This is a genomic window from Lentzea sp. HUAS12 (assembly GCF_024125735.1).
Lineage (GTDB): Bacteria > Actinomycetota > Actinomycetes > Mycobacteriales > Pseudonocardiaceae > Lentzea > Lentzea albida.
The window spans coordinates 964,208-983,983 of sequence record NZ_CP099738.1; the positions used below are offsets into that span (position 1 = coordinate 964,208).

A 19,776-nucleotide genomic window follows, 5' to 3' on the forward strand; every position below is an offset into this window, starting at 1 on the left:
AACGGCTGAAGCTGGGAGGCCCGGTGCACGAACGGGTGCTCGTCAGCCTGCTGCTGGAACCGGGACAGGTGTTACCGGTGTCCCGGCTGGTCGAAGCGGTCTGGGACGACGCGCCACCGGCGACGGCCGCGCACCAGGTCCGCAAGGCGGTCGCCCGGTTGCGCCAGGTGATCCCCGGCGGTGCCGGTCTGCTCGTCACCGAGGGGGCCGGGTACCGGGCCGTCACCGACGGGATCTACCTGGACCTCAACGACTTCCTGGCCAGGCTCGGTGAGGCCCGGCGGGCGGCCGCGTCGGGTTCGGCCGCCGGCGTGGCGGACCTGCTGCGGCGGGCACTGGCCCTCTGGCGCGGTCCGGTCATGTCCGGCACTGGTGGCCGGCTGATCGACGCCGCGTCCGCCGCGCTGGAGGAACGCCGGCTGGCCGCGGTCGAGCAGCTGATGGAACTCCGGTTGAACGACGGCGAAGCCGCCGGTCTCGTCGGTGACCTCGTCGAGCTGGTGGCCGCACACCCGTTGCGCGAGACGCTGCACGCCCAGCTGATGCTCGCCCTGTTCCGCTCGGGAAGGCAGGCGGACGCGCTGGAGACCTACAACCGGGTCCGGCGGCTCCTGGCCGACGAGCTGGGAATCGATCCGGACACCCGGTTGACCGAGATCCGCGACTCGATCCTGCGCAACGACCCGGCCCTGGCCGCACCCCCGCAACCCCATGCCCTTCCCGCCGCGGTCCCCGGCATCTCGGTCCCCGAGTGCTCCCTGCCCTACGACCTGCGGGACTTCACGGGACGCGAGCGGGAGTTGCTCGACCTGCTCGACCACGCGCGGGAACCGCGCGGCCTGAGCCCCCGCATCCTGGCGATCGACGGGATGGGAGGCATCGGCAAGACCTCCCTGGCCGTGCGCGCCGCCTACCTGCTCGCCGAGGACTACCCGGACGGACAGCTCTACGTCGACCTGCGCGGTTTCACCGAACAGCAACAGCCGCTGAGCGCCGACTCGGTCGCCGAGACGCTGCTGCGGGCGCTGGGCGTGCCCGGTGATCGCATTCCCCGGGACGCACCGGGCCGGATCGCCGAGTGGCGTGCGATCGCGGCCCAGCGCAGGTTGCTGCTCCTGCTGGACAACGCGCGCGACGCCGCGCAGGTCCGGCCGCTGTTGCCGCCGAGCGCGAGCTCGATGATGCTCGTCACCAGCCGGGCGCGGCTGGTCGACCTGGACAGCGCGCACTGGATCTCGCTGGGGACGATGACCCCGGAGAGCAGCGTCGCGATGCTGGCCGACACGCTCGGGGAGAAGCGGGTGGTCGCGGAACCCGTCGCCGCCGCGGCGCTCGCGGAGCTGTGCGGGCACCTCCCGCTCGCGCTGCGCATCGCCGCGGCCCGCCTGCACAACCGGCCGCGCTGGACGATCGCGTACCTGGTCGACCGGCTCGGCAACGAGTCCCGCAGGCTGGACGAGCTGCGGTCAGGTGACCGCAGCGTCGAGGTGACTCTGAAGCTGTCCTACCTCGGGCTCAAGTCGAAGCACCGCAAGGCGCTGCGCCTCCTGGCCCGTCATCCCGGGCGCAGCGTCGAGGTGTACTCGGCGGCCGCGCTCCTCGGCACCGACCTCGACGAGGCCGAGGAGATCATGGAGCACCTCCTCGACGGTCACCTGATCCAGCAGCACGAACTGGGCTACTACGCGTTCCACGACCTGGTCCGCAGTTTCGCGCGACGACTCGGCGGCCGCCCGTCCGACGACGAGGACGAGGAGAGCGGTCAGGAGGAGACGACGGCGCTCGCCCGCCTGCTGGACTACTACGTGCTGGCCACCGATCTCGCCTGCGACCTCGCGTTCCCCGGCAGGGCCGAGCTGGAGTCCTCGCTCGAGAAGGGCGGTCTGAGCCTGCCGCTCCTGCAGGACGCCGACCACGCCAGGAAGTGGCTGGACCGCGAGCAGAACGCGCTGTGCAACGTCGTTCTGCTCGCCCACCGCGGGGGGCTGCACGAGCGGGCTGCCGTACTGGCCCGCAACGTCGTCTTCCAGCTCGACTCCACCGGCCAGTTCGAGGAGTACCGGGAGGTCGCCCTGATCGCGGTCGCGGCGTCGCGGCGGCTCGGTCACACGTCCCTGCTGCGGATGAGCCTGTCCAACCTGGCGGTCGCGCACTGGAAGCTCGGCCGCTTCTACGAGGGGATCGACGCGGCGACCGAAGGGCTGCAGCTCGCGGTCCAGCTCGAGGACAGGCGTGGCGAAGCGAAGGACACCGGCCTGCTCGGGGTGCTGCTGGGCGCGCTCGGCCGGTTCGACGAGGCGTTGTCCCGGCTCCAGCAGTCCATCGTCATCAAGAGGGAACTCCGCGCCAGCCGGGCCGAAGCGGAGTCGCTCACGAATCTCAGCACGCTCTACGAGCAGTGGGGTCACTACGAGGAGGCCGCGGTGGCCGCCCGCCGTGCCCTGGAGCTCAACCAGGAGCTCGGGGCGAGGGACAACGAACTCGTCTCGCTGGCCGACCTGGCGACGGCTCATCTCGGGTTGGACCAGGACGACGAGGCGCAGGTGCACCTCGTCCGTGCCCTGGAGCTGATGGACGACAGCTCACCCGCGGCGGACCGCGCCCTCGTCTTCGCGTTGTCGGCCAAGGCGGCGCACCGCCGCGGCGAACGCGATCACGCCGCGGCTCTCGCCGGCAGAGCTCTCGCGCTCGGCCGGACGAGCCGGACTCCCATCCGGCAGTCCAGGATCGAGAACATCCTCGGGGGCCTGGAACTCGGCAACGGCCGGCACGAGCTCGCGCTGGAGCTGCACACCACCGCCCACCGGATCGCCGCGGACGTGAGCTACCAGGTCGAGGAGGCCAGGGCGTTGCACGGGCTCGCCCAGGTCCACCAGGCGATCGGGGACGTCGCCCTCGCCGCGCGGCGCCGTGAGGAGGCCGACCAGCTGTTCGACAGGCTGGGGATCGCGGTGCAGTTCCGACGATCTAGCTGACAACGATGTCACCTCCTGTTCGGGCCCTCGCCGCCAGGGCCGGGGTCCTGCTGGTGCGCCGCGGCGATCGTCTGGCTGCTCCCGTGCGGTGCGGCCGGCTCGTCGAGAGCCAGCGGGAACGCGGTAGCGGCCAGGAAGAGGGCCAGACCGATCACCTTGTCGTACATGGGAACTCCCGTTCGCTTGCTGGTGGGAATGCTCGCTGGTCGAATGGTGGCGGACCCCGTTCCCGGCTCGATACCGGTCCTGCGGGCCGGACGGGGGAACGGCACGGCAACAGGTGCTGCTCGGTGGTCTCACACCACCGGCGAGGCGCCGCCGTCCACGTTGATCGCCGTACCCGCCGTGAAGCCCGCGTGGTCCGAGCACAGGAAGCAGGCCAGGGCGGCGAATTCCTCGGCCTTGCCCATGCGACCGACGGGGATGGCGGCACCGGCTTCGGCGATGTAGTCCTCGAGCGGGACGCCCTGCCCTTCCGCCTCGTGCCTGCGCACGATCTGGTCCGACACGATCTGGCCGGCGAGCAGGGCGTTGACCAGGATGCCGTGCGGGGCGCCCTCGCCGGCGAGGACCTTCGTCAGCGCCATGCCCGCCGCGCGCGACACCACCGTGGGAGAGCCGTTGGCCTGCGGTGTCTTGGCGCCGGTGTTGAGCACGTTGACGATCCGGCCCCAGCGGCGCCGCCTCATGCCCGGCCAGACGAGCCGGGTGAGGCGGATCGCCGCGAAGAGCTTCAGGTCGAGGTCGTCCTGCCAGATCTGGTCGGTGGCCTGCTCCCACGGCATGGAGCAGCTCTGGCCGGCGTTGTTGACCAGGATGTCGGCCTGGCCCAGCGTGCCGACGACCTCGTCGTGGGCGCGCTGGACGTCGGCGGCCTTCGAGACGTCGCAGCGGAAGGTCTCGACCCTTCCCGCCGCGCTCGCCGAGACGAGGGCCTTGGCCTCGGCGAGCGTGCCGGGGTCGCGGGCCAGCATCGCCACGTCGGCACCGGACGCGGCGAACTCCTTGGCCATCGCGAGTCCGAGGCCCTTGCTGGCACCGGTGATGATGGCGGTGCGGCCGTCCAGGCGGACTTCCATCGGGTGTCTCCTGAGGTGGTGGTCAGGCGTTGCGGGCGGCGAGGAGGTCGTCGCCGAAGTCACCCGGAGGGCGACGCCAGACGGTGTGGACGTGGTTGGCCTCGTTGAACGTGTTGTTGTATTCGATGAGCACCTCGGGCCCCTGGATCCGGTAGTAGTGGCCCTCGCCGCGGCGTGTCGAGCCCTCCCAGGAGAAGTGCAGGCGTTCGGGGTCGATCCGCGCGAACTCCTCGTAGGCGATCTCGTGCCGGAGCCTGTCGAGGTAGAGGCGGACGAGGTCCACCAGGAGCGCGGCGGCGGGCTTGCCGAGCTGCGCCGGTGTCACGCCGACCGGCTCCGACGGGGTGACGTGCGGGGAGTTGCCGCTGCGGATGTCGTGGGGCGTCAGGCTCGACACCACGGCGAGGTCGCGGGCTGCCGGGCCCATGCGGTCGAGGAGTTCGCGGGCCAGTTCCTCCTCCAGGTGCAGCGGCTGGCCGACGACGCGGCCGCGGTGGGTGACTCGGGCCGGGTTCGCGCCGAGGGCGAGCGGCGTCACCGAGACGCGCCCGTGGGCGACGACGACGTTCACCGACAGGTGGTGGCCCTCGACGCGCCACCCCCACGGTTCGTCGCCGTCCGGTGTGCCGAACAGGAGCGTCCAGTAGTCGCTGCCGTGCCGGTCGCGGTCACCGCCCTCGCGGTGGTCGAGGACGTCCTCGAACGCCATGACCGTCGCGGCCTGCGCGTAGGCGTGCGGGCTGAGCACGGCCGCGAGCATGCCGTGCACGAACTTGCGCTGGTTCCGCCGGAGGTCGCCGAGCACCAGGCCGGGCCGTGTGCCGGGCGCGTATCCCCAGCTGTGCCTGAGGTCGTCGTCGGTGACCGCGCGAACCGTGTCGTCGCGCTGGTCTGCGTCGAGCGAATCGAGGAACCGGCGCGTGGCACCGGCGATGTCGTGCAGCATTCTTCGGACTCCCGCCCATTCCCGTGGAGAACTCGTCGGCCGGACCGGGGTCACGAACCCGCGAGCGCTGGTGCCGCGGCCTCGCTCCCGGCCGTGCGGTAGATGTCCTGGAGCAGCACGAGGGTCTCCAGCCCGGCTCGGTCGTCGGCGATCATCGGGCGCCCGTCCCGCACGGCCGCCGCGAAGTCCGCGATCTGGCTGCGGTGGGAGATCCCGTAGTAGCCGATCCCCGGCGGCGCCTGCTCCACCTCGGCCGACGTGAACTCCGCCGCCGCCGCGCGCAGCTCGTCGTTGCCTTCCGCGACGTGCAGCGTTCCGGGGTGGTCGAGGTCGAACAGGACCGATCCTCCGGTGCCGATGAGCTCGACGCGGGTGCGCCAGGTGATGCTGCTGGCCACCGTGACCTGGTAGGTCACCAGCGCGCCCCGGGGTGTGCGCAGCAGCGCCGCCAGGGTGTCCTCCGTCTCCATGCCCCCGCGTGGCGCGGTGTGCCCGGTGGCCGCGCCGAGGACCTCGAACCCTCCCGCGAGCCAGCGGGTCACGTCGAGCGCGTGGTAGCCCTGGTTGACCAGCGCCGAGCCGCCTTCACCCCGGTAGGTGCCGCGCCAGTCGCTGCCCGCGTAGTACGCGTCGTCGCGGCCGCACTGCAGGCTGACCACGCCCGAGACGAGGTCGCCCAGCAGGCCTGCCCCGATCCAGTCCCGCACGGCGGTGACGACCCGGTCGTAGCGGTGCTGGGAGACGACCGACAGCACCCGTCCGGTGCGTTCGGCCAGCGAGGTGAGGGCAGCGCCGTCCTCGACGCTCAACGCCAGCGGTTTCTCGACGAGCACGTGCTTGCCCGCCGCGAGCGCGGCCGAGACCAGCCCGTGGTGAGTGGCGTGCCCGGTCGCGATGGAGACGCTGTCGACGTCCGGGTCGGCCAGCACCTCGGCGACGTCGGTCGTGACGCGGGGCAGGCCGTGCGCGCCGGCCAGTGACTCCGCGGCCTCGCGATCGCGGTCGCAGGCCCACCGCACCTCCACGCCGGGCAGGGCGGAGAACCCGTCGACGTGGTTGGGGGCGACGCGGCCGCAGCCGATGACGGCGTGGACGAGACGCTTCACCGCACACCTCCCGAAAGGCCCGCGCCGGCGGGAACGAGGTCGAGTGGAACTGGAGTCAGCCATTCGTCGTGCTTGTCGTTCGCCGCCCGGACGACGTCGTGGTAGCAGGACTCGAGTGCCTGCGTGACCTCGCCGGCGGTCTTGCCGTCGCCGACCGGGAAGCCGTCCACCTCGACGGCGGGCAGCACCTCGGCGGACGTGCCCAGCAGGAAGATCTCGTCGGCGAGGTAGAGCTCGGTGCGTTCCACCGACCTCGTCTCCACCTCGAGACCGAGCTCCTCCTGGGCCAGCTGGAGGAGCGTGCGCCGGGTGATGCTGTCCAGTGCGCCGTCGGACAGGGCGGGGGTGACCAGCCGGCCGCGTTTGACCAGGGCGATGCACGAACCCGACGACTCGGTGACGTGGCCGTGGGTGTTGAGGAAGACCGGCCAGTCGGCCCCGCGCGCGGTGGCGTCGATGTTGCCCAGACGGCCGTTGTGGTAGTTGGAGAACACCTTCATCGACGCCGGTGAGGCGCCGTGGTTGAACCGCGGCCACGAGCTGACCGCGAGCGTGCAGGTGCGGCCCTGGCCCAGCTTGCTCTCGAACTCCCAGGTCTCGATCGCGATCTCGGCAGGGGTGCCGCGCGGCACCATCTGCTGGCGGTGCGTCCCCGCGGCGAAGCCCCACGGGCGGATGTGGAGGTCCTTGCCCGTGCTCTGCCAGGACGCGAGGAGCTCGACCGTCGCCGCGACGAGCGCGTCCGCGTCGAACTCGGGTTCCATCCAGCTCATCCGCAGCGACTCGAGCAGGCGCTGCATGTGGTCGCGCAAACGGAAGCCGTGCAGCGCCTGTCGCGAGCCGCTCCAGTACGCGTGCACTCCCTCGAACGCGGCCGAGACGGAGGCGTGGCCCACCGAGCTGATGTGGACGGTGGCCTCCTCCCACGGCATCAGGACGCCGTTGCGCCAGATCAGCCGCCCGTAGCCAGCAGACATGAGTGTCCCTTCCCCGAAGTGCCGTGGATGTCCTGGCCTCAACCAAAACACGGCCGCCAGGAGCTGTCCAAGGTTTCAGGGCGCTGATAATGAATCGTTTAGATGAGGGATAGTGGTCCATTTAGGTCGCCTTTGTATCGCTGGCCTCCAGGTGATTCAGGCTGATAGAAAATCGCTGCACGTTCCTTTCGGGTCCACGGGGCGGTAGAGGCGGAACACCGACTAGGGAGACGGAATTGTCCATCACAACCACACTGGATTCCTCGATCGCGGAACACGTCGACCGCGAGGTGGACAACGAGCAGTTGTGGACTTCGCGCAAGTCGTTCTACGAGACGGGTTTCGCGCTCGTGTCGTACCTGCTTCCGGACGACGTGAAAGCCGCCGTCTCGGCGGACGTCAACCAGTTGCTGGCCGGCCAGTCGGTGCGGCGCGACCTGCACCTCGCGGAGACCAGCAACAGCCCGCGGTACATGCGCAACGTGACCGCCGCCGACATCCGCGCCCGCGGGAAGGCGACTGTCGAGCTGTACTCCAGCCCCGCCTTCATCAAGGCGCTGAGCAACGTCGCGGGCGAGCAGGTGCGCGAGTGCCCGTACGAGCCCGAGCACTACGTCATCACGCATCTCGAACGACCGGGTGACACCCACGGCTGGCATTGGGACGACTACAGCTTCGGAGTGATCTTCGTCGTCGACTGCCCTGACGTCGAATACGGCGGTTTCGTCCAGACGGTGCCGAACACCACGTGGGACAAGAAGAACCCGCAGGTGTTCAAACAACTCGTGAACAACCCCATCTATTCGTACGAACTGCGCCCCGGCGACATCTACCTGCTGCGCACCGACACCACGTTGCACCGCGTGCACCCGGTCGAGGAAGGCGCCAAGCGCACGATCATCAACATGGCCTACGCGGCCGAGCGGGACCTGAACAAGGAAATCTCGCACGAAACCATGGAAGACCTTTTCCGCGTTTGACGCCTTTCCGCCTCATCCCGAACTCGTTCTCGCGAGGAGTGTTCCTTATGTCGAACGCGGACGAACTGGCCAGGCGAGCCCGGCTCCGCGTCGTCGAACTCGCGGCGCGCAAGGCCATTCACCTGGGCCCCGCGTTGTCGCTGGTCGACGTGCTGGCCGCCCTCTACACCAGGATCCTGCGCCGTGCCCCCGACCGCCCCGACTGGCCGGACCGCGACCTGCTCGTCCTCAGCAAGGGGCACGGCGTCTACGGCCTCTACGCGGTGCTCGCCGAGCTCGGCGTGCTGACCGCGGACCTGGACGACCTGCCGGGGCACCCCGCCGACGGCATCCCCGGGATCGAGGCGGCCACCGGGGCGCTGGGCCACGGCCTGTCGCTCGCGAGCGGACTCGCGCTGGGCGCACGGCTCGCGGGCAGGGACCGCCGGGTCTACGTGATCACGGGCGACGGTGAGCTCGACGAGGGCAGCAACTGGGAGGCCGCGCAGTTCGCGGCACACCACCGCCTCGGCAACCTCGTCGCCGTCGTCGACCGCAACCGGCTGCAGCAGGAGGGTGACACCGAGGAGGTCTGCGCCCTGGAACCCCTGGCGGACAAGTGGCGTGCGTTCGGCTGGCGGGTCGGCGAGTGCGACGGCCACGACATCACGGCCATCGGTGACGCCGTCACCGCGCTGCGGGCGGGCGACGGGCCGGCGGTGCTGATCGCCCACACCACCAAGGGCAGGGGAGTTCCCTTCGCCGAGGGCGATCCCGCCTGGCACATGGGAGAGCTGGACGAGGTCCAGCACCGGATCGCCGTCGCCGCGCTGACCGCGAGGGCGTGAGGAGAACACCGTGACCACCACATCCATCCCGCCGGTGCGCGCTTCCGCCGCACCGCCGAGCATGCGGGCCGCGCTCGCCCCGGTGCTCGCCGACGCCGTCGCCGCCGACCCCGGGCTGATCGCCCTGGGCGCGGACGGACGCGCCCTGTTCACCCAGGTCCTCGAACGGGATCCGCACCGCTACGTCGACACGGGCATCGCCGAGGCCAACCTGGTCGGCGTCGCCGCGGGGCTCGCCCGTGGCGGCCTGCGCCCGGTGGCCGCCGCCATGGCGCCGTTCCTGGTCCGCCGCGCGTACGAACAGATCCGGCTGGACGTGTGCGTGCCCGGCCTGCCGGTCCTGCTGCTCGGCGTGGGCGGTGGCCTCGGCTACGGCCCACTCGGTCCCACCCACCACGCCACGGACGACATCACCCTGATGTCCGCCATGCCCGGCATGAGGGTGTACTGCCCGGCCGACCCGGCCGACGCCGTCTCCGTGGTGCGGATGCTGCTGGCCGACGCCTCGGGACCCGCGTACGTGCGGCTCTCCGCGCGTCCTGACCCCGTGCTGCCGGCCGCGGCGTCCGAGGGCGACCCCCGAGCGCCCCGGCTGCTGCGGGACGGCGACGACGTCCTGCTCGTGGCGACCGGACGGTGCGTGAGCGAGGCGCTCGACGCCGCGGAGGCGCTGGAGGCGGACGGGGTGACGGCGGCCGTCGCCTCGGTGACCACCCTCCACCCCTTTCCCACCGAGGAGATCAGGGAGCTCGCCTGCGGCAGGCCGCTCGTCGTGACCGCGGCGGAGTCCCTGGCGCCGGGCGGTCTCGGCCCGTCCACCGCGCAGGCGCTCGGCCGCGGCCCGGCGGTGATCACCCTGCACACCGACCACCGGTACCCGCCGGTCGCCGCCCACCAGGACCTCCTGCGCTTCTACGGCGTCGACGGCCACAGCATCCGGTCCGCCGTACTGAGCCACCGCAACCGGAACACGAGGGAAACGTGACGATGAGGATCTTCTCCAGTGCCCAGGCCTGCGGCTTCGGACCGATCTCCAAACTGACCGCCATATCGCCGTTGTTCGCGGACGCCACGATCGACTTCACCGGTCGTGAGGTCGCGCTCGACTTCGCGCGGCGCCACGAGCACCGCTTCACCCGCATCACCGAGGGGGACACACAGCGCCACGAGGACGTGGCGGCCGGCTTGGCCGAGGCCGACGTCGTGGTCAGCGTCATGGACGCGGAGCTCGTGTTCTGGGCGGTGCGCGCCGACGTCCCGGTGCTGTTCTTCGACAGCCTGCTGAGCTTCTGGCTCACCGAGCGCGGATTCGAGGAGCTGGCCGCCCGCGCCCAGCTCGTGCGCTGGTCCGACGACGAGACCGCGCGGTTCGTCTTCGACACGCTGACGCCGCACGAGCGCATCCTGCTGGCCCACCTGCTGGCCACCCGGTCGTACGCGCAGAACTTCCCCGGCGTCGCGGAGCGCATCGCCGCCCTGACCGAGGCGGGCGCGAGCCACGTCGAGCTGTGCGGCCCCATCGTGGACCGCGGCTCGCTGGAGGCCGCCCTGTCCGCCCCGCCACCGGAACGCGTCCCCGATCTGCTGATCAACCTCGGCGGCTTCCAGAACTTCTTCCTGGACTACGAGTCCCACAACGCCTACCTCGACCTGCTGAGCCGGTGGGTCACCGAGCTCGCCGCGGCGCAACCCGGGCTGCGACGGATCATGGTGTGCGGCGGCGCGTTCCGCGAGCCGGTGACCGAGACCCGCGGCGACGTCGAGATCGAGTACACGATGCTGCCGCACGAGGACTTCCTGCGGCACCTCGCCCACGCGCCGCTGTACGCGGTGCCGCCCAGCCTCACCTCGTTGCACGAGGCCGTGATCCTGCGCAAGCTCCCGCTCCTGCTGCCCGAGCAGCACTACGGGCACGTCACCAACCTGCGGGCCCTGCGCGGCACCGCGATCGGGGACAACGCGGCCAGCCTCGTCGACCTCGGCACGCGGTTCGAGGTGCCGGAGGACGACCTGGAGGGCACGCGGGCGCTCGACCGCCTCACCCGCGAACTCGTCTCGGACGAGGCCGCGTACCGCTCCTTCGCCGACTACCTGAACGAGCGGCTCGCCGGTTACCGGCGGCTGACCGCCTCCGAACGCGCCGCCGCCGTCGACGAGCTCGGCGGGCTGCTCGGCGGCCCCGCCCTCGCCGACCTGCTGGCCCACGTCGGTGACCGCCTGACCCCTGCCGGGAGGACGTCGTGACCCTCGCCGACCTCGCCGAGCGCACCGTCGACACCGACGAGATCGCCCGGCTCATGCTCGCCGCCCACCGCGACCGCACCGGACTGGGCGAGGTGTCGCCGGACCGGGTGAGCACCAGCACCTGGACCCCGGCCAGCGCCCGCAAGGTGCGCCGCCGCACGTTCGTCCGCCTCGACGTGGACGGCGAACCGGTCTCGGTGGCCAAGATCCCGCTGTCGCGGACGGACCCGAAGCTCGCCCACGAGTTCGACGTCCTGCGCTCGTTCCAGCCACCGTCGCCGCTGGGCTGCCCGGCACCGCTCGACGCGCTGGGCGACGGGTTCACCATGACCTACCTGCCCGGCGTGGACCTGCCCACCGCCGTGACGGGCGTGGACACCCCCGAGCTGCTGTGGCGGGTGCTCCGCCCGGCCGTGGACCGCGTGGTCGAGCTGCACACCGCCGGTCCCGCGGTCACCACCACACCGGAACTCGCCCTTCAGACGGCCGCCCACTACGTCCGCACGCCCGAGTTCGGCGTCAAGCACGCCGACGACGCCCTGCGCACCGCGCTGCTCGCGCCGACGCACGGCGACCTCGGCCCGTGGAACGTGCGCTGCGACCCGGCGGGTGGCACCGCGAGGGTGCTCGACTTCGAGGACTACCGCTCCACCGGCATCGCGGCCATGGACGTGGTCAACCTGCTCGTCACCACGGCGCTCGCCGTCTTCCCCGACTACCAGGACCACGACTTCGACTGGCTCTACGACAAGGTCTTCGACGGCGAGCACTGGTTCGGCTCCGTCCTGGCCCGCGGTCTCGTCCACTACGCCACGCACACCGGCCAGCAACCCGGCCGCGTGCTCGACCTGCTGCCGTTCACCTGCCAGTGGCTGATCGAACGCATCGAGGCCGAGGGCCGCGACACCAGCCGGCTCTTCTACCGCCCCTTCCTCGAGCGCTACCTCGAACGACGCCCCTCGGTCCTCGGGAGCAACGATGTCTGACACCTCCGCCACGCCGGTCCGGACGGACGCCGTGGTCATCGGCGGCGGCCCCGCCGGTCTGTTCGCGGCCCTGACCCTGGTGCGCGCCGGCCGCCGCGTCGCCCTGCTGGAAGCCGGCGGCGACATGAGGGAGAGCCTGTGCTCCCGCCTGGTGGCCAGGATGGACGGCCGTTCGGTGAAGGACGCCGAGAAGTTCCGGCTGCAGTGCCCGCGCTGCACCTGCCTGACCGGACTGGGCGGCGCCGCCTTCCACTTCGACACCAACCTCGGCTACATCTCGTCGCTCACCCGCTCGAAGATCGAGTCGGCGCCGGACGGCACGGTCCGCTCCTACAGCGGCCTGGAGCGCGCGCTCGGGTCGTTCGACCGCGCCCAGGAGCTGATCGCCGAGGCGTACCGGATCTTCTACGAGCTGGGCCTGCCGCCGGCCGAGCCCGAGGAGTCCGCACACGACGACTCCTTCGGCTCGATGTTCCAGCACGTCGACACCGCGTACTCCCAGAGCGTCACGGTCGACGACTCGCTGGTCGTGATCGCCCGCCTCAAGGCGGAACTGGAGGCGAACGGCGGCAGCGTCCTGCTGCACCACCGCGTCGAGGACGTCGAGCCGCTCGACGACGGCACGTTCGAAGTGCGCGCGGTGACTCCCGGCGGACCGGCCGTGTTCCACGCCGACGACGTCGTGGTGGGCGTGGGCAAGCTCGGCCTGCCGTGGGTGCGCGACCTCATCGGCCGCATCGGCGTGGCGCACCGGTCGAGCGGCCGCGTCGACCTCGGCGTGCGCCTGGAGACGCGGCGGGAAGACCTGGACCACCTGCTGAACGGCTGCCACAACCCGAAGCTGTCGTTCCTCAACGAGGAGGGCCACTCCGTGCGGACGTTCTGCGTCTGCGGCGGCGGACGGGTCATGCAGTACGGGTTCCTCGACGCCGTCGCGCTCGACGGCCAGCACTGCCTCAACCAGCCCACCAGCAAGTCGAACATGGGGGTCCTCACCACCGTCGACCTGCCGGAGGGCGTCGACGGCACCGAGCACGCCGCCGCGTTCGCCGCGAAGGTCTCCGCCTACGGCGGAGGCAGGCCGGTGGTGTCCACTGTGGACCAGCTGGCGGGGCGGCCCGTCCCCGAAGGCCCCCTGACCACCAGTCTGATCAACTACCACCACGGCGACCTGCGCGAGTGCCTGCCCGCGTCGCTGGTGCGCGACGTGCTGGCGATGGTCGACCGCCTCAACGCCCTGCACCCCGGGATGGTGCCCGGCACCTCCACCGTCGCCGCCCCCGTCGTCGAGCGGCTCTTCCCGGACCTCGACCTCTCCGACGACCTCGAGTCGTCGATCCCCGGCCTGTACTTCGTCGGCGACAGCTCCTCGAAGATCATCGGCATCACCTACGGCGCCGCGACCGGCATGGCGGCGGCCCGCTCGGTGCTGCGGCGCCGGGCCGGACTCGCGACCGCGGCGGGCGGGGAACGCCGATGATCACCCTTCCGCAGCGCGTTCCCGAGCACGGCGAGCCGGTGCTCCGGCACGCCACCGCACCGCTGACCGCGTCCGCGTCCGCCCTGCTGTCGCGATCCGGGGCGCCCGCAGTCCTGGCCGCGCTGACCCGGCTGCTGTTGCACCGCTACGGCACCGGCTGGGAGGTCGTCGGACTCGCCGAGGACGGTCACACCGTCGTGCGCCACGAGACCGGGGCGGACCAGGAGACCACGCCGCTGGGCGCACTCGCCGGCGCCGTCCGGCCGCGACCCGCCCCGCTTCCCGGCGACGGTGAGCCCTACGTCGCGGTGCTGTCCGCCCGCGCCGAGGTCGGCCGTCCCGTGTGGACGGTGGTGGCCGACGGCGGGGGGCTCACCCTGCTGCACGACACCACCGTGCTCGACGCCGGCAGCGCGGACCGCGTCGCCCGGCACCTGGCGCTGCTCGCCGATGAGCTCGCCGTCGGCCAGGACAGGGCCGCCGGCGACGTCGACCTGCTGCTGCCGGAGGAACGCGAGCTCCTGCTCGAGACCTGGAACGCCCCGCACACCCCGCACGCCGACGTCACGCTGCACCAGCTCTTCCGCGAGCAGAGCGCCCGCACGCCCGACGCGGTCGCCCTGCGCCACGGCGACACCGACCTCACCTACGGAGAACTGGACGGCGCGTCCGACCGGTTCGCGCACGCCCTGCTCCCGCACGTCGGCGCTCCCGGCGACCTCGTCGTGCTGACCGGCGAACGGGACCTCGACCTGTTCACCGCGATCCTCGGCATCTGGAAGGCGGGCGGCGGGTTCGTCTACCTCGACCCGGCCCTGCCCGCACCGCGCGCCGCGGACCTCCTCGCTCTCTCCGAACCGGTGGCGGTGCTCACCACGGCCAGCGGGCACACCGCTGTCGGCGACGACGCCCTGAAGGTCGACGCCCTGCTCGCCCTCGACCAGCCGGCCGGCCCGCCGCCGGACACCGCACGGCCGGACACCACGGCGTACGTGCTGTTCACCTCCGGCAGCAGCGGCACGCCCAAGGGAGTCGTGCGCCCGCACCGCATGCACACCTCGCGCATCCGGCTGGAACAGGGTCTCTACCGCCTCGGCCCCGAGGACCGGCACCTGCTGAAGTCCCCGATCAGCTTCCGCGAGTTCGTCTGGCCGCTGGCCGGTGGTGGCACCGCGGTGCTGGCCGAGCCGGGTCGCGACCGCGACGACCGCTACCTCGCCGAGCTGATCCACGACGAACGCATCACGACCGTGAGCTTCGTGCCGTCGATGCTGCGGCTGCTGCTCACCCAGCCCGCGTTCCGCACGGCACCCGCGCTGCGGCACGTGTTCGTCGGGGGAGAGGCGCTGGGCGAGGACCTCGAAGGGGAACTGCGCTCCCTGGGCTTCGAGGTCCACAACACCTACACCCTCAGCGAGGCCGACTACGTCTGCCACCGCACCGCGGCCCCGGCAGCAGCAGGAGAAGACGGGCCCGGCACCAACGTCGGCGTCCCGCTCGACATGCGGATCTACCTGTGCGACCCGGTCGGCCGCCTGGTGCCGCCCGGCATCCCCGGCGAGATCCACACCGGCGGTCCAGGGCTCTCCGACGGATACCTCGGCCGGCCGGACCTGACCGAGGAGCGGTTCCTGCCCAACCGGCACGATTCCGCGCCCCCGCTCCTGTTCAGGACCGGTGACGTCGCCCGGTACCTGCCCGGCGGCGAGGTGCGGTACCTGGGCCGGGCCGACGACCAGGTCAAGGTGCGCGGCCAAAGGGTGGAACCGGCCGAGGTCGAGATCGTGCTGCGGGGTCACCCCGGCGTGGCCAACGCCGCCGTCGTCAGCGCGCCCGATCCCGACCAGGGCGCCGCACTCGTCGCCTACGTCGTGCCCGAGGGCGAGGAGGTGCCCGTGCAGCGACTGCGCGAGTACCTCGCGGAACGCCTGCCGGACTTCATGGTCCCGGCGCGGATGGCCTCGGTGCCCGCGCTGCCGTTGCTGGGCAGCGGCAAGGTCGACCGCAAGGCGCTGCGCGTCTCGTCCCGCACCCGCCCCGAGATCGACGTGCCGTACGCCGAGCCGGCCACCGAGGGGCAGCGCAGGGCCGCCGAGCTCGTCGCCCGTGTCCTGGGCCTGGACCAGGTCGGCGTCGACGACGACTTCTTCGCGCTCGGCGGCGACTCGCTGCGCCTGATGTTGCTGCGCGGCGCGCTCGAAGCCGCGAGCGGCAGGCAGTTCGCGCTGGCCGACGTGTTCGCCGCCGGCACCCCGCGCGGGTGCGCCCGGCTGCTGGACGAGGACGAACCCGCTCGCACGCCCGCACGGCGGCCGTCCGAGCGCCGCCCCTCACGCCGAAGGAGGTGACCGACGTGAACGAACTCGACCACGAGGACGCCGTCGCGGTCGTCGGCCTGTCCGTGCGGCTGCCCGGTTGTGACAGCGTCGACCGGTACTGGTCGATCCTCGACGCCGGTGAGGACGCCATCACGCGACGGGACACGCCCGGCGGCACGTTCGTGCCCGCGTACGGATCCGTGCCGAGCCCCGGCCACTTCGACCCGGCCCGGTTCGGGATCGCCCCGTCCGAGGCCCTGCTGACCGATCCCCAGCAACGACTGCTGCTGGAGGCCGCCGACGAGGCCCTCACCACCGCGAACGTGGACCGTGCCGCCACGCCGGCCGTCAGCGTCTACGCCGGGGTCGGGCACAGCGACTACGAGCGGTGGGTCGGCAGCGCGCTGGCAGGCCGTCCGGGAGTCGACGCCCAGTCGCTCGAGGTGACCAACCGCGGCGACTACGCCGCCACCCGCATCGCCTACCGGCTCGGCCTGCAGGGCGCCGCCGTCACCGTGCAGTCGGCCTGCTCCACCGCGCTGACCGCCGTGCACCTGGCGGTGCAGGACCTGCTGAACCACGGCAGCGACCTGGCCGTGGCCGCGGTGTCGTCGGTCCGGGTTCCCGCTCCCGGCGGCTACGACGCTCCGCTCGGCGGCATCGGCTCCGCGGACGGTGTGTGCCGTCCGTTCGACGCGGTCGCGGGCGGCTCCGTCCCCGGTGACGGTGCCGGAGCGGTGGTCTTCAAGCGGCTGGCCGACGCGGTGCGCGACGGCGACGAGGTCTGGGCCGTCGTGCGCGGCACCGCCATGAACAACGACGGCTCCGGCAAGTCGGGGTTCGCGGGTGTCGACGCCGCAGCCCAGGTCGAGGTGGTCCGGGCCGCGCTGGACGTGGCGGGCCTCGCTCCCGGGGACGTCGACTACGTGGAGGCGCACGGCAGCGGAACCCGCATCGGTGACTCCACCGAGTGGTCGGCGCTGGCCGAGGTGTTCGCCGACGCCGGTCATCCCGTCCACGTCGGGGCGGTGAAGGGCGGTCTCGGACACCTGCGGGAGGCGGCCGGGCTCGCGGGTTTCGCGAAGGCCGTGCTGTCCCTGCGGAACCGGCGGCTCGTCGCCACCCCGCACTTCGAACGGCTGCCCGCCGACCTCGCCGCCCGGTCCGGCGTGCTGCGCCCCCTGGCCGAGGCCCTGGACTGGCCCGCCACGCCGGGCAGGCCCCGGCGGGCCGGGGTGAGCGCCTTCGGGCTGGGCGGCACGAACTGCCACGTCGTGCTGGAGGAGGCGCCGGAGGTCCCGGTGACGCCGGAGTCCGGCGGCAGCGACCTGGTGCTGGTCTCCAGCCACCACCCGGAGGCCCTGGACGCCGACCTGGACCGCCTGCGCGACGACCTGGGCGAGAACCCCGCGCGGGTCGCGGACGTCGCCTGGACGACCCAGACCTCACGGCACCGCTACCCGCACCGCGCCTACGCGGTCGTGCGCTCCGGGACGGAGGTCGCCGGTGCGTTCGCCGGCGACCGGCTGCGGATCCAGCGCGGCCACACCACCGGCGACGCCCCCGAGGTGGTGTTCGTGCTGCCGGGGATCGGCAGCCACTACCCGGGAATGGGCGCCGAGCTGGCCCGCACGGACCCTCTCTTCGCCCGTCACCTCCACGAGGTCGCCGAAGTCGCCGACGCGCTGACCCGTGGTGCCGTGGGCCGCTCGTTCGCGACCGAACCCGCACGTCCTGACCGCCAGGGCGACCGCGTGGACCTGCGCGCCCTGCTGCGCCGCGGCGGTGGCACTCCCGCTCCTCGCGAGCTCCGCGAGGTGCACCTCTCGCTGTTCTGCATGGAACACGCGATGGCCCGCACGCTCATGGACCTCGGCATCCGCCCGGCCGCGCTGCTGGGCCACAGCCTGGGGGAGTGGGTGGCGGCCGTGCTGGCCGGGGTCATCGGCGTCGAGGACGCGATGGCCGCCGTCGCCCGCCGCGCCGACCTGGTCAAGACCGCCGGGCCCGGCGCGATGCTCAGCGTGCTCGCCGCCGCCGAGGAGGTCGAGAAGCACGCGGTCGAGGACACCTGGATCGCGGCCGAGAACGGGCCGGGGCACTGCGTGTTCTCCGGCCGTCCGGACGCCGTGGAGGCACTGGCCGAGCGCCTGCGCGCGGAGGGGTTCACCGCACTGCCCGTGGACGCCGCGCACCCGTTCCACACGCCGCAGCTGGCCGGCGCCGCCGCGCTGCTCGGTGAGGACCTGCGCGCGGTGGACCTCAAGCCCGCCCGCATCCCCATCGCGTCGAGCGTGCTCGGCGCCTGGCTGGACGGGGAGACTCCCGAGTCCGGCTACTGGCACGACCACATGGTCAGCCGGGTGCGGTTCCGCGAGGCGAGCGAACTGGTCCTCGCCCGGCACCGCGTCCTCGTCGAGGTCGGGCCCGGCACCGCCCGGCCGTGGATCGCCCAGACCGACCCGGACGCCGTGTGCGTCCGCACGGTCCGGCAGTCCTACGAGAACGCGGGCGACCGGCAGATCCTGCTGGAGGCGCTGGGCGAACTGTGGACCCACGGCGTCGAGTCCGACTGGCCACGCCTGCACACCGGGCCGCGGCGCCGCACCACCCTGCCCCCGCGGGCCCTGGTGCGCCGCAGGTACCTGCCGGACACCGAGCCACCCGCCGATCCGTGGTCGACCGTGACCCCGTTGCGGCACAACGAGTCTGTACAGGACACACCGGTGCCACAGCAGCAGGACGAGGCACCCGGCACGCCGGTCGGGCAGTTCCTGGCCCACCGCTTCCGGATCCTGCTCGGTCTGCGCGAGGTGCACCCCGACGACCACTTCTTCCACCTCGGCGGCGACTCCCTGATGGGCGTGCACCTGATCGCCGGCCTCCAGGAGCTCACCGGACGGGCCGTCCCGTCCTCCGTCGTCTTCGCCTCCGCGACCCTCGGCGGCATGACGCGCGAGGTGGAGGCCTGGCTCGCCGCCCCCGAACCCCTCGACCACGGGAGTCCCGCGTCATGACCGCACCCACCCTCGGAGTGATCGGGGCCGGCGTCATCGGCTCCAGCGTCGCGCACGCCGCCGCCGCGGCGGGCTACGCCGTCGTCCTCGTCGACACCGACCCGGCCGCCCTGGACGCGGCCCGCGCGGCGATCCGGCGGCACGAGAGGCTGGCCGCCCTGCTCGGCGGGACGGGACGGCGGCAGCTGGACGTCCGTCCCACCACCGACCTGTCCGACGTGGCCGACGCCGGCTTCGTCGTGGAGAACACGACCGAGTCCGAGCAGGGCAAGCGCGAGTTGTACCCGTTGCTGGACAAAGTTCTGGCGCCGGACGTCACCATCGCCGCCAACACCTCGGCCGTGCCCATCGCGAGCCTGGCGCAGTGCCTGACCGACCCCGGCCGCGTCGTCGGCGCGCACTTCATGAACCCGGTCGACCGCATCGACATGGTGGAGGTCGTCTGCGCACCGTCCACTTCGGACAAGGCGCTGGCCGATGTGGACGGCCTGCTGGGGCGCATGGGCAAGAGGTCCGTCGTCGTCAACGACGCCCCCGGCTTCGTCATCAACCGGATCCTGATGCCGGTGGTCAACCTCGCCGCCGCCGTCGTCGCGGACGGTGTCGCCACGCCGAGCCAGGTCGACGACCTGTTCAAGGGCTGCCTCGGCCACACCTCCGGCCCGTTGCGCACGGCCGACCTGATCGGTGTCGACACGGTGGTGCGCACCCTCGAGGTCCTGCACGAGCACTACGGGACCGACGAGTTCGCCACCCACGCGCACCTGCGCCGGATGGTCGACGAGGGCCGGACCGGCGCCAAGAGCGGCCAGGGCTTCTACTCCTACGACGGGAACTGAAA

The 19,776-nt window shown here is 72.3% G+C and carries 15 protein-coding genes; 10 read left to right on the forward strand and 5 right to left on the reverse strand.

Translation table 11 applies throughout. The features are described from left to right. The first annotated feature begins 23 nt into the window (after positions 1 to 23). Positions 24 to 2,975: an AfsR/SARP family transcriptional regulator gene (locus ND450_RS04540; protein WP_253324888.1), complete on the forward strand. Its 2,952-nt coding sequence runs from the start codon at positions 24 to 26 to the stop codon at positions 2,973 to 2,975. Between the two features lie 8 nt (positions 2,976 to 2,983). Here ND450_RS04540 and ND450_RS04545 read toward each other — a convergent pair whose 3' ends face one another. From ND450_RS04545 to ND450_RS04565, 5 genes are all read right to left on the reverse strand, one after another. Beyond that, positions 2,984 to 3,142, reverse strand: coding sequence for a hypothetical protein (locus ND450_RS04545; protein ID WP_253324889.1), 159 nt, complete (start codon positions 3,140 to 3,142; stop codon positions 2,984 to 2,986). A 129-nt stretch (positions 3,143 to 3,271) separates the two neighbouring features. Then, entirely contained in the window at positions 3,272 to 4,054 is a 783-nt protein-coding gene (locus ND450_RS04550) for an SDR family oxidoreductase (protein WP_253324890.1), read from the reverse strand. 22 nt (positions 4,055 to 4,076) lie between these two features. Next, entirely contained in the window at positions 4,077 to 5,000 is a 924-nt protein-coding gene (locus ND450_RS04555; protein ID WP_253324891.1) for a DUF3500 domain-containing protein, read from the reverse strand. A gap of 50 nt (positions 5,001 to 5,050) precedes the next feature. Beyond that, positions 5,051 to 6,106 (reverse strand): Gfo/Idh/MocA family protein, encoded by a 1,056-nt coding sequence (locus ND450_RS04560; protein ID WP_253324892.1) that lies wholly within the window; start codon positions 6,104 to 6,106, stop codon positions 5,051 to 5,053. Next, on the reverse strand, positions 6,103 to 7,083 hold the full coding sequence (locus tag ND450_RS04565; RefSeq protein ID WP_253324893.1) for an aminotransferase class IV: 981 nt from the start codon (positions 7,081 to 7,083) through the stop codon (positions 6,103 to 6,105). Before ND450_RS04565 ends, ND450_RS04560 begins: the two co-directional genes overlap by 4 nt. Before the next feature lie 236 nt (positions 7,084 to 7,319). Between ND450_RS04565 and ND450_RS04570 the strand changes: the two genes are divergently transcribed. Genes ND450_RS04570 through ND450_RS04610 form a run of 9 tightly spaced genes read left to right on the forward strand, consistent with a single transcriptional unit; the run spans position 7,320 to position 19,774 of the window. Next, positions 7,320 to 8,063 carry a hypothetical protein gene (locus tag ND450_RS04570; protein ID WP_253324894.1) on the forward strand — a complete coding sequence of 248 codons (744 nt, stop codon included), beginning with the start codon at positions 7,320 to 7,322 and terminating at the stop codon, positions 8,061 to 8,063. 47 nt (positions 8,064 to 8,110) lie between these two features. Further along, positions 8,111 to 8,890, forward strand: a complete 780-nt coding sequence (locus tag ND450_RS04575; protein WP_253324895.1) for a transketolase — start codon at positions 8,111 to 8,113, stop codon at positions 8,888 to 8,890. Positions 8,891 to 8,900: 10 nt separating this feature from the next. Next, on the forward strand, positions 8,901 to 9,875 hold the full coding sequence (locus ND450_RS04580) for a transketolase family protein (protein WP_253324896.1): 975 nt from the start codon (positions 8,901 to 8,903) through the stop codon (positions 9,873 to 9,875). A gap of 2 nt (positions 9,876 to 9,877) precedes the next feature. Continuing rightward, positions 9,878 to 11,134 carry a hypothetical protein gene (locus ND450_RS04585; protein WP_253324897.1) on the forward strand — a complete coding sequence of 419 codons (1,257 nt, stop codon included), beginning with the start codon at positions 9,878 to 9,880 and terminating at the stop codon, positions 11,132 to 11,134. Next, positions 11,131 to 12,120 carry a phosphotransferase gene (locus ND450_RS04590; protein ID WP_253324898.1) on the forward strand — a complete coding sequence of 330 codons (990 nt, stop codon included), beginning with the start codon at positions 11,131 to 11,133 and terminating at the stop codon, positions 12,118 to 12,120. Before ND450_RS04585 ends, ND450_RS04590 begins: the two co-directional genes overlap by 4 nt. Further along, on the forward strand, positions 12,113 to 13,600 hold the full coding sequence (locus tag ND450_RS04595) for an FAD-binding protein (RefSeq protein ID WP_253324899.1): 1,488 nt from the start codon (positions 12,113 to 12,115) through the stop codon (positions 13,598 to 13,600). The genes ND450_RS04590 and ND450_RS04595 overlap by 8 nt, the downstream gene beginning before the upstream one ends. Then, positions 13,597 to 15,948 (forward strand): non-ribosomal peptide synthetase, encoded by a 2,352-nt coding sequence (locus ND450_RS04600; RefSeq protein ID WP_253324900.1) that lies wholly within the window; start codon positions 13,597 to 13,599, stop codon positions 15,946 to 15,948. The genes ND450_RS04595 and ND450_RS04600 overlap by 4 nt, the downstream gene beginning before the upstream one ends. A 5-nt stretch (positions 15,949 to 15,953) precedes the next feature. Further along, the gene (locus tag ND450_RS04605) at positions 15,954 to 18,935 is read left to right on the forward strand and encodes a type I polyketide synthase (protein WP_253324901.1); all 2,982 of its coding nucleotides are present in this window, start codon (positions 15,954 to 15,956) and stop codon (positions 18,933 to 18,935) included. Next, on the forward strand, positions 18,932 to 19,774 hold the full coding sequence (locus ND450_RS04610) for a 3-hydroxyacyl-CoA dehydrogenase family protein (RefSeq protein ID WP_253324902.1): 843 nt from the start codon (positions 18,932 to 18,934) through the stop codon (positions 19,772 to 19,774). The genes ND450_RS04605 and ND450_RS04610 overlap by 4 nt, the downstream gene beginning before the upstream one ends. The last annotated feature ends 2 nt before the right edge of the window (positions 19,775 to 19,776 follow it).